Consider the following 15,064-nt stretch of genomic DNA (forward strand, 5'->3'; position numbering starts at 1 on the left):
AAAAGTAAAAAGTAAGTCTCGTATGGCATCCGATAAGTTTTCTCAAAATTAAGAAGGCGGTGTCTATTGTGAAGGTAGCATTCAATCAAGCGACAACGATGAAGCATTCTTCTCTGCAGCTGGATTTGGCTTATTGTGAGAAGCACGGTTACGATCTTATCGAAATTCGTCTGGATAAATTAAAGGAATATTTGAAGGAAAATACGGCAGATGACTTAAAAGCGTTTTTTGATAGAAGCAAAATAAAGCCTTACGCTTTCAATGCATTAGAATTCATTAGCTTTAGAGACGAGCCTGGCTACCAGCAAATTAAAGATGACCTGCATTTTTTATGTGAAGTGGGAAGTGTCATCAACTGTAAGAAAATTATTGTCGTACCGACTTTCGATATTGGGGATTACACACAGGAACAAATTAAAGCAGAAACGGTTCGTGTTTTGCATGATTTGGCAGATCAAGCAGCGGCTTATCAGACTGGCCTTGCTTTTGAGTTTGTCGGCTATCCGAACTGTTCGGTGAATACATTCGGCCAAGCTTACGATATCGTTCAAGCGGCGAAACGCGACAATGTCGGCGTGGTGCTCGATTGCTTCCACTTCCATGCGATGAACTCCAAGATCGAACATTTGCAGAAGGCGGATGCGGGCAAAATTTTCGTATTCCATATCGACGATTGCGAAGATCTGCCGGTGGGCGCACTGCGCGATCAGCATCGCGTATGGCCTGGGCTGGGAGCTGTGAATCTCGATTTGATTCTGCAAACGCTGAAGGATATAGGCTATCGCGAAATGGTTTCGGTGGAATTGTTCAGACCGGAGTATTGGGACTGGGATATTGAAAGAACGATACAAACGGGCAAAGAAACGACGGAGAACGTTATACGGAAATACTTTCCGAGCGGAGGATGAGGAAGACAATCCACTTAATGATGGATCAAGTTCTCGTCAAGTTTTAATAGGTGTTCACTCTACGGGGTGAACGCCTTTTTGTGTACGCACAGCATGATCCACGGTGTGAGAGGCCAGGGGTAAGCCGAAACATTTGGTTCATTGTTATAATACAATAAATTAATTTATTTATTTTTTATAACACAGTATTGAACATTAAACTTTTCTGTGTTATATATTATATTAATAAATCAAAACTGTATTAATACATTGGAGGAGATTACGATGGATTGTCCAACTTGCCAAGGCAATGGAGATTTGGAAGAAATGGAAAGTACGAATGAGCACTATCACAAAGAGGGGGGCAGCATTCCTTTTGGTCAGGACCGCGTGCTCTGGCCAAACACTTGCCCTGTTTGCGGCGGCAGCGGATTTCTGGAAGTATCCTTTTAAAACTAAACCCACTATAAAGGAGTGTACAGAATGATGAGTAAATCTAATCAATGCGAATTATTGCAAGCAAGCTGGAATTCCAAGCGATTCTCCGGGGTAACCCGGCCTTATTCGGTGGAGGATGTGCTTCGCCTTCGCGGCTCCGTCGTGATTAAACAGACATTGGCTGAGCAGGGAGCCCGGAAATTCTGGGAGCGGGTTAACGAGGAAGACTTCGTCCCCGCACTTGGAGCTCTAACAGGAAACCAAGCTGTGCAGCAGGCAAAAGCAGGTCTTAAAGCGATTTATTTAAGCGGTTGGCAAGTTGCCGCCGATGCGAACTTATCCGGTCATATGTATCCCGATCAAAGTCTTTACCCGGCTAACAGTGTTCCTAGCGTAGTAAAAAGAATTAATCAGGCGCTGCAGCGCGCCGATCAGATCCAGCATGCCGAAGGCAAGGGGAGCATTGACTTCTTTCTGCCTATCGTAGCGGATGCCGAGGCTGGTTTCGGGGGACCGCTGAATGTATTTGAGCTGATGAAGGGCATGATTGAAGCGGGAGCAGCAGCCGTCCATTTCGAGGATCAGCTTTCCTCCGAAAAGAAATGCGGCCATCTGGGCGGAAAAGTGCTGCTGCCCACCCAGCAGGCTGTAAAAAACCTAATCGCTGCAAGATTGGCTGCTGATGTGATGGGGGTGGAGACGGTGTTAATCGCCCGGACGGATGCGAATGCGGCAAGCCTTCTTACGAGCGACATTGACGAGAACGATCGGCCGTTTCTGACTGGCGAACGCTCGCCCGAAGGGTTCTTCTATGTGAATGAAGGCTTGGATCAAGCGATATCACGCGGTTTGGCTTACGCGCCTTATGCAGATATGATTTGGTGTGAAACATCTGAGCCAAACCTTGAGGAAGCACGACGTTTTGCTGAAGCTATTCATGATAAATTTCCAGGCAAGCTGCTTGCGTACAACTGCTCCCCCTCGTTCAACTGGAAGAAAAAATTAGATGAGGCTACGATTGCAAAATTTCAAATCGAACTCGGGAAGCTGGGCTATAAATTCCAATTCGTGACCTTGGCAGGCTTTCATGCGCTGAATCACAGTATGTTCGAACTCGCTCATGCTTATCGGGATCATGGAATGGCTGCTTACTCTCAGTTCCAGCAAACGGAATTCGCCAGCGAATCTCGCGGCTACGAAGCTACACGCCATCAGCGTGAAGTAGGAACAGGCTATTTCGACGAAGTTTCACTAGTGATTACGAGCGGGAATTCTTCCACAACCGCACTTTCCGGTTCGACGGAAGAGGAGCAATTTGCCCATTAATAGATCAGCTCAATAATAAGGAGATGAGGAAACTGTTCGATCAAACCCTAACGAGCGGAATTGAACTCGAAGCCCCTTTGGCGGAATGGCAGAAGATTCTTACCCCGGAGGCACTAGCCTTCGTGGCGCTGCTTGAGCGAACATTCGGAGCGGGGCGGCGCGAGCTTTTGGAGCAGCGCAGCTTGAGACAGCGGCTTCTTGATGAAGGAGCGCTGCCTGACTTTCTCCCTGAGACCGCGCGGATCCGCGGCGGCGACTGGACAATTGCAGCCCTCCCTGCGGATTTGCAAGACCGTCGTGTCGAAATAACAGGCCCGGCCGGTGATCGTAAAATGGTCATCAATGCTTTCAACTCAGGCGCTTTAATCTATATGGCAGACTTTGAAGACGCCAACTCTCCGACGTGGCACAACACGATGGACGGCCAAGTGAACCTGTACGACGCCATACGTCGAACGATCGCTTTTACCAGTCCGGAAGGAAAGAGCTACAGCCTGCAAGATGAAACAGCCGTGCTCAAAGTTCGTCCCCGAGGCTGGCATTTGGAAGAGCGGCATGTCCAGGTAGATGGGCGCCCGGTCTCGGGTTCGTTATTTGATTTTGGCCTATTCTTTTTCCATAATGCGAAGGCGTTGATTCAGCAAGGCAGCGGACCTTATTTTTATTTGCCCAAGTTGGAAAGTCACCAAGAGGCGCTGCTTTGGAACGAGGTATTCAAGTTTGCTCAGCAGGAACTAGGCATTCCGCAGGGGACGATTAAAGCAACGGTGCTTATTGAGACGATCCTTGCGGCCTTCGAAATGGACGAAATCTTGTATGAACTTCGAGAGCACAGCGGAGGGCTGAACTGCGGACGGTGGGATTATATATTCAGTTATATTAAAAAACTGCAGAAGCAGCCTCACGTCATCGTTCCCGACCGTGCGCTCGTTACGATGGAATCGCCTTTCATGAAAGCCTACTCGCTGCTCGCCATCCAGACTTGCCATAAGCGGAATGCGCCTTGCATCGGGGGCATGGCCGCACAAATTCCGGTGAGGAATGATCCAGTGGCGAATGAAGAAGCGATGGCCAAAGTGAGCGCAGATAAGCTGCGCGAAGTGAAGAACGGTCATGATGGCACATGGGTAGCTCATCCCGGATTAGTACCTGTGGCGAAAGCGATATTCGATGAGCATATGCCGTCAGCCAATCAAATTAGCAAGCAGCTGGCTGACATCGAGATCACCGCCGAGCAATTGCTTGAAGTGCCGCAAGGACCGATTACCGAGAACGGGATCCGGACAAACGTTAGCGTCGGCCTTCAATATTTGGAAGCATGGCTGCGTGGTTTTGGCGCTGTGCCCATCAACAACTTGATGGAAGACGTGGCCACTGCGGAAATATCACGCGCACAGCTATGGCAGTGGATTCACCATCCTCTGGGGATTCTAGATGACGGGCGCCAAGTAACGGCAGAACTATTTCAGCAGATTCAAAGCGAAGAGCTGGATAAGATCAGAGCGAAGCTTGGCGAAGATGAACTACGGCAAAGGAAATTCGATCTGGCGAATGATCTTTTTACCAAAATGACGCTTTCGCCCCACTTTGAATCTTTTTTAACCGAAAAAGGGTATTCGTATTTATAATGATGTGAGACAGGGCCTTGATCAGGCTTCTGTCTTTTTTGATTTGGATATACTATAATTATTTAAATGTTATAGAACAGTTCAGAGGGGTGTGAACCATGAGCACGGGCAATTCGGAGCTTCATACGAAGCATGAACAGATTACGAAATATATTGAATCATTGGCTGTGGGCACGAAGTTGTCCGTACGACAAATCGCTCAAGACCTGGATGTGAGTGAGGGGACGGCCTATCGGGCTATTAAGGAAGCGGAAAATATCGGTTTGGTGAGTACGAAACGGCGAATTGGTACGATCCGAATGGAGAAGAAAGAAGAACCTGTCATCGATAAACTAACGTTCGCAGAAATCGTGAATGTGGTGGAAGGCGTTGTGCTGGGCGGCTCTTCGGGGATACATAAATCACTGAACAAATTCGTTATTGGCGCGATGCAGCTTGAAGCTATGCTGAAATATATAGAAGCAGGAAATTTGCTCATTGTCGGCAATCGTGTGCAAGCCCATATGTGCGCGCTTAGTCAGGGTGCTGGCGTGTTGATTACAGGTGGATTCGATACCACGCCGGAAGTGAAAGAGCTGGCAGACGAGCTGCAGCTGCCGATTATCGGCAGTTCTTTTGATACATTTACCGTTGCTACAATGATTAACCGAGCGATGGAAGACCGCCTTATTAAGAAAAAAATTATGATCGTTGATGACATCGTACGTAAAGATAACCTCATTTACTCATTAACAGAGGTTAACACGGTTAAAGACATGCAAAAGCTGGTCGAAGAAACGACGCATACGCGATATCCGGTCATCGATGAGAAGCAGGTCCCGATAGGCATGATTACAACCAAGGACATCATAGGCGCTAAACCGAATCAACTCATTGGCAGCTTAATGACGCCGAATCCGTTAATGATTAACTTGAAAACATCGGTAGCTTCAGCCGGACATACGATGGTGTGGGAAGGCATTGAGCTTCTGCCCGTTATAGATAACGAGCGCAAGATGATCGGCGTCATAAGCCGTAAGGATGTCATGAAAGCGATGCAGGATATGCAAAGGCAGCCTCAGAACGCTGAAACGTTCGAAGTGCAGATTTATGCAGGGATCGATGAGCTGCGGGATGCGGAAGGCAAGTTGTTTTTCAGAGGAACGGTGACCCCTCAAATGACTAATTTTGAAGGCTTGGTTTCCGAAGGTGTGCTTACAACGATTATGATTCGTGCGGCTTATAGAACCGTTCAGGAGCATAAGAAAGGCGATCTTATTCTGGACAGCTCGTCCAGCTATTTTCTGATCCCGTTGCAAATCGATGACGTTATCGAAATTGTGCCTTCCATCGTGGAAATGAGCCGCAGATTTTGCAAGATCGATATGGAAATCATAACGAATGGTACGCGAGTAGCGAGATCGATGTTTACGGCACGTATTTTATAGTTGTAAAATGCTTCATTTGGACTAAACCCCGTTTCCTCTGTTTACGAATTATAGAGGACGCGGGGTTTTTATTGTTTAATGAGATGCCGCTGCAGGTTAGGTGGTTTATGTTTAGTTCGTTTAGTTATAGTTTATATGAATTCATTCTATAAAAATGAATAATTGTGTGTATTGGCGTAGAATTTTACATCATATTCACTGAAAACTAGTTGACGAGCAGTATGGGCCATGATAGCATTACTTTATAGGATTAGTTATTTTAGTAAACTTATAATATTGTTTAGTTTTACAATTCAGTTAAGGAGGACATAGATCGTGGCATTTACAGAACAGACGCAAATCGGCTTCATTTGGGCTAACCCAGCCGCAAGATCAGTCTTGCTGAAGTATGCGGCGGATTTAGAGCAATCCCCCTATTTGTCTTTTATCAAAATGCGCACTTTGCCGCAGCTTGCTGAAGCGAATCAAGCTTATACATGGTCTCCGGAGCTATTGGAAACGATTTTGAAAGAATTAGCAGAAGTGCCGGATGAACGGATCGTGGACACGGAGCTGGCCCCGGCTTTGGATTATGAGGCAGAATCAATTCCAATGGGTTCAGCGGACATGAACATGCCAGTTCAAACGGAGAAATGGGGTGTTTATGAGCTTGCGCTGCAGGGACCTAAGCATGGCAATCCCTTCGTGGACGTACTCTTAGATGCTGAATTTGTATGCGAGGACCGAAAGGTTGAAGTACCCGGTTTCTATGACGGCGAAGGGGTATACCGAATTCGTTTTATGCCGGATATGGTAGGGAAGTGGACGTTCCGAACGAAGAGCACGGCTCGCTCACTAAATGAGATCGAAGGCAGTTTTGTTGTCAGCGCACCTTTACAAGGCAATCATGGGCCGGTTCGAGTAAAGAATACCTTCCATTTCGCTTATGAGGACGGTACACCGTACCTGCCTATAGGAACCACTTGTTACGTTTGGACGCACCAGGGGGAAGAGCTGGAAGAGTTAACGCTAAAAAGCCTGAGTCAATCCCCTTTTAACAAAATGCGTATGTGTGTTTTTCCAAAATCGTATCAGTATAACGCCAATGAGCCTGAACGGTATCCTTATGAAGGTTCTGTTGCGGAGGGGTGGGATTATACACGTTTCAATCCGGCGTTTTTCCGGCATTTGGAACGGCGTATTGCGGATCTCTGCCAACTTGGCATCGAAGCGGATTTGATTTTGTTCCATGCTTACGATCGTTGGGGCTTCTCGGAAATGAGTGCGGCGGCAGACGACCGGTACTTGCGTTACCTCACAGCCCGGCTTGCGGCGTATCGGAACGTATGGTGGTCGCTGGCCAATGAATACGATCTCATGTGGGCCAAGAGTCTGGAAGATTGGGAACGTTTCGCACAGGTGGTGCAAGCGGGCGATCCATATCGCCATCTGATTTCCATTCATAACTGTTTCAGGTTTTATGATTACAATCGGTCTTGGATTACACATTGCAGTATGCAGCGTGTTGATGTGTATAAGACGGCTGAAGCTGCGAATGAGTGGAGAAATCAATGGCAGAAGCCGATCGTCATCGATGAATGCGCATATGAAGGCAATATTGACCTTGGTTGGGGGAACATTACGGGTGAAGAGATGACCCGCCGCTTCTGGGAGGGAGCCATCCGTGGGGGTTATGTCGGTCATGGTGAAACGTACGTACACCCGGAGGACATCCTTTGGTGGTCCAAGGGGGGCAAGCTTCACGGGACAAGCCCACAGCGGATTGCTTTTCTGCGGAGCATTCTGGAGGAAGCGCCAGAGGGCTGCCTGGATCCGCTGAAATCGGAGTGGGATGTGCCATCGGCCGGCATCGCTGACGAATATTACTTGTTTTACTACGGTTTTAATCAGCCTAGCTTCAGGCTATTCAATATGAGGCCGGGGATTCCGTATAAGGTCGATGTGATCGATACGTGGAATATGACGATCGATACGCTAGAAGGTTCCTATGAAGGAGCTTTCCGGATCGAACTGCCAGGTCGTCAATATATGGCAATCCGCCTTACAAAGGCGTGAATAGATTTTCATCATTTCGGCAAACTTATAATGAGTTTTCCTGTGAATCCCATATCACCTGGCGGTGGTGTGGGATTTTTGCAGCTTCCGGTGAATTAGGTTATCCTGAAACGACAACGCGCCATTTGCTGAAAGTAGTCGAATGCGTAGGTGTGAAAGGTCGAAAACGCTATAGTCGAACGCGGTCATGGACCGTATTGTTGGGATAAGGCGCGGCCGGCTCCACGTTTTGGCTGACTGTCATTGAAAAGGGGAACGACATAGGATGCATTGGCATATACGGCATATTGCTTGGAACTCCATTAGGCTGAAGTTGGTCATCAGCTTTTTGCTCGTGACCGTACCTTTGCTTGCCCTGTTATTTTATAACAATTTTTATGCCATTCATGTCGTGCGCGAACAGGTGGCGATGTCGAGCAAAAATATGATGTCCTTGTACATGGGACAAATCGATAGCGGGTTGGAAGAAGCGGATAAATACATTAATACGCTTCTCACGAGCAACTTTGAGCTGCAAATTATGGACAATCCGCCCTCCGACGACAGTTACATGCTCGCCAAGTTGCATGTGTCCGACAAGCTCACTTCCGACATCCTCATGTATAAGGTAGATGCCTTTTTCGTCTATTCCATAACCAGGAAGGATTTGCTCGATGTCGACAAAAGTCAAGGATCGGATCTGACGGAAAAAGAAAGCATCCGCACGTTCATTCGGCACGAACTTGAAACGGAAACGGCTGCGGCAGGTGAGACGGTCGGCAACCAATGGTATATTAAACAATTTAATAAGGATGCATACTTGTTCCGATTGCAAAAAGTAGGCTCAACCTATGTAGGTGCTTGGGTGAATATGAAAACGTTAATGCTCCCTTTGACGCTCATTCAGTTCGGGGAGAACGGGCGGTCTCTCTTCATTACGGACCGAGGCCAACCTTTGATGGATACGCCTCAAATAACCGAGCATCGATTGGATTTGAGCCGGCCGCTCGAAAGGTATTACTTGACGGGAGACAATAACGAGTTTCTTGTCGTCGGGGAGCCTTCCCGGAAGGGAGGCTTTAGCCTGGTTGCGCTGATTCCGAATGAAATGATATTACAAAACCTGCCTTATTTAAATAAAATCGTATTTATCGTTTCCTTCCTTGGTTTGCTGCTTTTGCCGGGCTTCCTGCTTTTCCTCCGGAAATCGCTGCTTATTCCTTTGAAGCGAATGGTAGCTGTGATGAGAAGAATTGGAGAAGGCGGTGTGAAAGCCAGGATTGAGCCATACCCCGCTTCAGACGAGTTTCAATTGCTCAATACAACGTTCAACAACATGATGGCCCAAATTGAGGAGCTGACGATTCATGTTTATGAGGAGCAATTAAGCAAGCAGAAAGCGGAGCTTCAATATTTGCAGCTTCAGATCAATCCGCATTTTTTCTTGAATACGTTAAACATTTTGTACAATTTGGCCTTAATCCACGATTACGAGCTGATTAAAGAGATCACGATGCGCTTAGTCCGCTATTTCAGATATATGCTGAGGAGCAATTTAACCTTTCTTCCCTTAAAAGAAGAGCTCGAGCATGTCCGCAATTATATTCGGATTCATGAGCTGCGCTATCAGATAACATTGGATTGTCAGATTACTGCGCCCGAATCGTTAGCCCTTGTCCATGTCCCTCCGCTCGTGATTCAAACGTTTATCGAGAACGCGATCAAGCATGCGCCACAGATGAACGAACCGTTGTCGTTATTCATAGATATTCAACTCGAGGAATCTAAGTTGGATCCGCATGTCCAGATTACGGTAAGGGATACGGGCATCGGGTTCCCGGAAGACGTGCTGCACAAGCTCCGCGAGGGCTCGCGGATTGTTGACGAGCAGGGAGAGCACATCGGCATTTGGAACGTGTGGCACCGGCTTCGCTTGCTGTATGGTGACAAAGCCGGTATTGCATTCGCAAACAGCAGTCCTTCGGGTGCTATCGTCAAGATAAAGCTCCCGCTGGAACCAGATCCATCATCATAAGGAGAGCGCTTACTATGTACAATTTATTGATCGTCGATGACGAGCCGCTTGCGATTCGCGGCGTCCAATTCGCAATCGCTTGGGACAGGCTCGGCATCGATCGCATTTATACAGCCAATAATGCGGCGCAAGCCAAGGAAGTATACCGGAATCACCGTATTGATATGATGCTCTGCGATATTGAAATGCCGCAAGACAGCGGCCTGGTCTTATTGGACTGGGTCAAGGCACATTCTCCGGATACGGAGACGGTTTTTCTCACTTGCCACGCCGACTTCTCGTTCGCCAAGCAAGCTATACAGCTTGGAAGCTTCGATTATTTATTGAAGCCCATTCCTCCGGAAGAGCTGGAAGCTGTCATGGTGAAGGTGATCGATAAAATCAAGAAAGTCAAAGAGATCGCTCAAATCAGCCAGTCGTGGGTTCAACATCACCCGCTGTTTATTGAACAATTGTGGCTTGATATTGTTAACCAGGTTATCCCCGCGAATCCGGAAGCCATTCGAAGAACGATGGAAGAGCGCAAAATCGCTCATCTTGGTGGGCTTTGCGTTCTGCCTGTATTGATTGACGTGCAGCGCTGGCATAAACCGTTAACGTTGCGCGACCAGAAGATCCTGGAGTACGGGCTGAAGAATGCCGCTTCGGAAACGCTGCAGGAGCTTCAGCTGAGTGCCCAGTTGATGACGCTCAGCCGCAACGTTGTGCTTGCCGTAATAACGCTGCCGCCCACGGAGAGGCCGGATCTTCAGCGGCTTTGCAGCCAGCTGGAAGCCTTTACCGGCACCTGCTACCGTTATTTTTATTGCGATTTGGCCTGCTATATCGGGGAACCCGCCGATTATCATGAACTGCCGGAGATGGTAGGCAGGCTGCTTGCTCTCAAAAAAAACAACGTTGCATACAGCAATCAAGTGTTCCTGGCCGGCGTTCAGCAGGAAGAGCTCATTTCCGCGCAGATGCCCGATATGCAAGTATGGTCCGTACTTTTAACGCAAGGAGCTAAGGAGCAAATCATAGGAGAAGTAAGAGAGTATTTAGCGAAGCTCATTCATAACTCCAGAATTGATGTTTCCTTCCTGCATCAGTTCCATCACGATTTTATCCAAATCGTCTATTCGGTCCTTAAGGAAAAAGGCATTCAAGCCCATGAGCTGTTTAAAGACAGCAGGTCGATCGAGCTGTCGGCGCAGGCGAATCAATCTGTTACGGATATGTTGGAATGGATTTCGCATATGGTGAACCGCGCAGTGGCCCATACGAATGAGATGGAAGAATCACACTCGGTGGTGGAGAAGGTAAAGCTGTTTATTGCCAAACATTTCGATGAAGATTTGAGCCGCGAGCAGATCGCAGGGCCGTTCTTCCTGCACCCCGACTATTTGGATCGTTTGCTGAAGAAAGAAATCGGCATGTCGATGAAGGAATTTTTGCTGCATGAGCGGATGCGCATCGCCCAGGACTTGTTAAGCAAAACCGAAATGCCGGTTACTAACGTTGCAACATATGTCGGGTTTAATAATGTGTCCCATTTTACGAAAGTGTACCGCAAGCAAACCGGTCTGAGTCCGAGCGACTTTAGGCAGCGTGTGCGTAAATAGCTTTGAAGTCGAATTCGTGCCAATGAAAAGTCGAAATGCGCATAGTGAGCGTTCCCCGTAATGCGTACAATCAAGATAGCTTCAAAAAACAGGACAAAATGGGGGATTACGATGAAAAAAACGACGATACTGCTTAGTGCCGCATTAGCTGGAAGTATGATAACGCTTTCCGCTTGTGGCGGCAATTCGTCAAGTAGCAGCACAAGCCCTTCCGTTTCAAGCGCTCCGAGCAGCGGAAAGGAAGCGCCTTACGAGCTGAACGTGGCTTTTTCCGCGTTCAATGCGATCCCGAGCAATCTGCAGGACGTACAAAATGCAATCAACAAGATTACATTGGAGAAAATCAATGCTACGGTCAAGCTTACCCCGATTAACGCAGGTTCATGGACGCAGCAGTCTAATCTGATGCTGACGAGCAACGAGAAGCTCGATCTCATGTACGTTTCCGGCAGAAACTATGCAAGTTATGTAGCCAAAGGTCAACTGGTCAAGCTGGACACGCTGCTGGAGAAGTACGGGCAGGATATCAAAAAAGTATTCGACAATAATTATTTAAATGCGTCCAAGGTGAACGGCAGTCTGTATGCGATTCCTTCCAACCGCGACCTGGCGGCGAATTACGGAATCAACTTCCGCAAGGATTTGCTCGATAAATATCAAATTGACGTGACGAAAATCAAAACGATCGATGATCTTGAAAGCGTATTTAAGACGGTCAAAGCAGGCGAGCCTAATTTGACGCCGCTTGTTACTCAGGCTTCCGGGATCTCCTTCGTAGATAGCTACCGGTGGTTTGATCCGCTTGGCGACAGCCTCGGCATTTTACCGAATTTTGATAACGGCCTCAAGGTAGCCAATCTCTATGAAACGCCGGAATATGCCGCTTTTATCAAAAAACTGAGAGGCTGGTACACAGCCGGATATATTTTGCAGGATGCGGCCACGACGAAGGACACGAATACCGCATTATTGAAAGCAAATAAAGGGATGGGGTATTTGGTGAATCAGAAGCCGGGCATGGATCTGCAGGATACGCGCTCCGCGGGCATGCCCATCGTTACCGTTCCGCTAACGCCGGCCTACGCAACAACGACTTCGGTAGCCACGATCATGTGGGGGATTCCGATCAATGCGAAGAATCAGCAAAAATCCATGGAGTTTTTAAATTTACTATACTCGAATCCGCAAATCGTCAACCTGCTGGACTGGGGGATCGAGGGTAAGGATTATGTGAAGAAATCGGATAATGTGATCGAATATCCGGCTGGTGTTGATTCGAAAAGCGTAGCTTATACGTTGAACCAAGGTTGGATGTTCGGCAACCAGTTCCTTTCTTACGTATTTACCGGCGACGACCCTAAAATTTGGGACAAAATGGCTGATTTCAATAAAAATGCGGTCAAATCGAAGGCGCTGGGCTTTTCTTTCAATCCTGAACCGGTGAAGACCGAATATGCCGCAGTTACGAACGTCGTCAATCAATACCGGATGGCTCTTGAAACCGGCAGTGTAGACCCGGATAAAGTGCTGCCGGAGTTTAACGCGAAGCTGAAATCGTCCGGGATCGAGAAAATCATTGCGGAGAAGCAAAAGCAGCTCGATGAATGGGCACAAACGGTGAAATAGCATAGCTGTAAATGAAAAGGCTGATCTTGCGTTCATGGCATCCATGACGAAGACGGCCTTTTTACATATCACGAAAGAAAGCAAGGCAATGATCAAGTCGAAATCGGACTAGTGAAAAGTCGAGCGTGACATAGTGGACATGTCCTGATTTTTTTACAATAAAAGTACACCATTAGATGAATGGAGAAAGAAGGGGACGCAGGATGAACGCACAAGTATTGAAAAGAAAACAAGGGCTGCTCAAAAGATACTGGCCGTATTATATGATGATGATTCCCGGGATCGTCTATCTGATTATTAACAATTACATGCCGATGTTCGGGCTCGTGATCGCATTCAAGGAAGTGAACTTTGCTAAAGGAATTTGGGGCAGCGATTGGGTCGGTCTCAAAAACTTCGAATACTTGTTCCGAACGTCGGACGCCTTCATCATCACCCGGAATACAATTCTCTACAACGTAGTGTTCATCATCGTGAACTTGATCGTTGCCGTCGGGGTGGCGATTCTGCTGAATGAAATTAAAAACAAATTGTTATCCCGATTTTTTCAAAGCGTGATTTTGCTGCCGTATTTGATTTCCACCGTTATTGTAAGCTATCTCGTATTTGCCATGCTAAGCATGGATAACGGCTTCATGAACAAAACCTTGCTTCCCATGCTCGGTATGGATCCGCTGTCTTGGTATAACGAGCCGCGAGTTTGGCCTTATATTTTAACTTTTATTCATACTTGGAAGGGCGCCGGTTATTTATGTATCGTCTACCTCGCCGCGATCATCGGTATCGATCAAGAGTATTATGAAGCGGCGACGCTGGATGGGGCCAGCAAATGGCAGCAAATTCGCAAAATCACGATTCCGCTGATTACGCCGGTCATCATTATGATGACGCTTCTGGCGATCGGGCGCATTTTCTACTCCGATTTCGGCTTGTTTTACCAGGTCCCGATGGATTCGGGCGCGCTGTTCGATACGACCAATGTCATCGATACTTATGTATACCGGGGGCTGATGCAGCTAGGGGATATTGGGATGTCTTCCGCTGCGGGCTTGTATCAATCGCTTGTGGGATTTGCGCTCGTGCTTCTGTCGAACTTTATCGTACGCAAAATCAACAAAGAGAATGCTTTGTTCTAGGGAGGGACCGACATGTTGAAACAAGAAAACCGCGGCTGGGAGCGGTATGGGTATATCATTCTTTGGATATACGCGGCTTCGTGCTTATTGCCTTTTGTGCTGCTTTTTATATCATCGATTACGGACGAGACGACCATTGTCAAAAACGGCTACTCCTTTTTTCCGGAACAATTGGGCTTTACCGCCTATCGGTATCTATGGGAACAATCAGCGAGTATTTTCCGGGCGTACGGAATCACCGTTTTTGTGACGGTGGTCGGCACTACGGCCAGCTTAGCGATGACATCGCTTCTCGCTTACCCCATTTCCCGAAGCGATCTTCCTATGCGCAATCCGCTGTCCTTCTTCGTGTTCTTCACCCTGCTGTTTAACGGCGGACTGGTCCCGACCTATTTGATTTATACCCAAGTATTTGAGATTAAAAATACGATTCAGGCGCTTATTATTCCGGGACTGTTGATGAACGGCTTCAATGTCTTATTGATGCGGACGTTTTTTATGACGACGATTCCTACGCCTGTACTGGAGTCAGCCAACATTGACGGGGCGGGCGTTCTGCGGACGTTCTACAGCATCGTATTGCCGCTCTCGATGCCGATTATGGCGACGATCGGGTTGTTTCAAGGCATCGCTTATTGGAATGATTGGTATAATGGCTTGATTTATATTACGGAACCAAAGCTGTTTAGCTTGCAAAGCATATTGAACCGGATTATGTCGGACATTCAGTTCCTGTCAACGAACAGCTCGATGGCTTCCCAATCTAGCGAAGCGCTTGCGGCTCTTCCTTCGGAAACGTTCCGAATGGCCATCGCTGTGATTGGCGTCATACCGATTCTTGTCGCTTATCCGTTCTTTCAAAAGTATTTCGTGAAAGGTATTACAATCGGCGCAGTGAAGGGCTAAGAAGGCTAAATAGGCTAAAA

The 15,064-nt window shown here is 47.5% G+C and carries 11 protein-coding genes; all 11 read left to right on the plus strand.

Annotated elements, in window-relative coordinates; all coding sequences use genetic code 11:
- Window positions 1-68 precede the first annotated feature (68 nt).
- The 11 genes from AC3WRW_RS00710 to AC3WRW_RS00760 all read left to right on the plus strand — a co-directional run bounded on the left by AC3WRW_RS00710 (window position 69) and on the right by AC3WRW_RS00760 (window position 15,044).
- A complete protein-coding gene (locus tag AC3WRW_RS00710) occupies window positions 69-908 on the plus strand; it encodes a sugar phosphate isomerase/epimerase family protein (protein ID WP_492544012.1) in 840 nt (279 codons plus the stop codon).
- A 264-nt stretch (window positions 909-1,172) separates the two neighbouring features.
- Entirely contained in the window at window positions 1,173-1,340 is a 168-nt protein-coding gene (locus AC3WRW_RS00715; protein WP_492544014.1) for a hypothetical protein, read from the plus strand.
- A 33-nt stretch (window positions 1,341-1,373) separates the two neighbouring features.
- On the plus strand, window positions 1,374-2,651 hold the full coding sequence (aceA, locus tag AC3WRW_RS00720) for an isocitrate lyase (RefSeq protein WP_492544016.1): 1,278 nt from the start codon (window positions 1,374-1,376) through the stop codon (window positions 2,649-2,651).
- A gap of 23 nt (window positions 2,652-2,674) precedes the next feature.
- A complete protein-coding gene (aceB, locus tag AC3WRW_RS00725; RefSeq protein ID WP_492544018.1) occupies window positions 2,675-4,279 on the plus strand; it encodes a malate synthase A in 1,605 nt (534 codons plus the stop codon).
- Between the two features lie 98 nt (window positions 4,280-4,377).
- Window positions 4,378-5,706 carry a DRTGG domain-containing protein gene (locus tag AC3WRW_RS00730; RefSeq protein WP_492544020.1) on the plus strand — a complete coding sequence of 443 codons (1,329 nt, stop codon included), beginning with the start codon at window positions 4,378-4,380 and terminating at the stop codon, window positions 5,704-5,706.
- 315 nt (window positions 5,707-6,021) lie between these two features.
- Window positions 6,022-7,761, plus strand: a complete 1,740-nt coding sequence (locus AC3WRW_RS00735; RefSeq protein ID WP_492544022.1) for a DUF5605 domain-containing protein — start codon at window positions 6,022-6,024, stop codon at window positions 7,759-7,761.
- Window positions 7,762-8,026: 265 nt separating this feature from the next.
- Window positions 8,027-9,775, plus strand: a complete 1,749-nt coding sequence (locus tag AC3WRW_RS00740; RefSeq protein WP_492544024.1) for a sensor histidine kinase — start codon at window positions 8,027-8,029, stop codon at window positions 9,773-9,775.
- Between the two features lie 14 nt (window positions 9,776-9,789).
- The gene (locus AC3WRW_RS00745; protein ID WP_492544026.1) at window positions 9,790-11,376 is read left to right on the plus strand and encodes a response regulator transcription factor; all 1,587 of its coding nucleotides are present in this window, start codon (window positions 9,790-9,792) and stop codon (window positions 11,374-11,376) included.
- A 111-nt stretch (window positions 11,377-11,487) separates the two neighbouring features.
- On the plus strand, window positions 11,488-13,002 hold the full coding sequence (locus tag AC3WRW_RS00750; protein ID WP_492544028.1) for an ABC transporter substrate-binding protein: 1,515 nt from the start codon (window positions 11,488-11,490) through the stop codon (window positions 13,000-13,002).
- Window positions 13,003-13,205: 203 nt separating this feature from the next.
- Window positions 13,206-14,138: an ABC transporter permease gene (locus AC3WRW_RS00755; RefSeq protein WP_492544030.1), complete on the plus strand. Its 933-nt coding sequence runs from the start codon at window positions 13,206-13,208 to the stop codon at window positions 14,136-14,138.
- 12 nt (window positions 14,139-14,150) lie between these two features.
- Window positions 14,151-15,044, plus strand: a complete 894-nt coding sequence (locus AC3WRW_RS00760; protein WP_492544032.1) for a carbohydrate ABC transporter permease — start codon at window positions 14,151-14,153, stop codon at window positions 15,042-15,044.
- Window positions 15,045-15,064 lie beyond the last annotated feature (20 nt).

The sequence above is a fragment of the Paenibacillus sp. FW126-R14 genome (assembly GCF_058789495.1).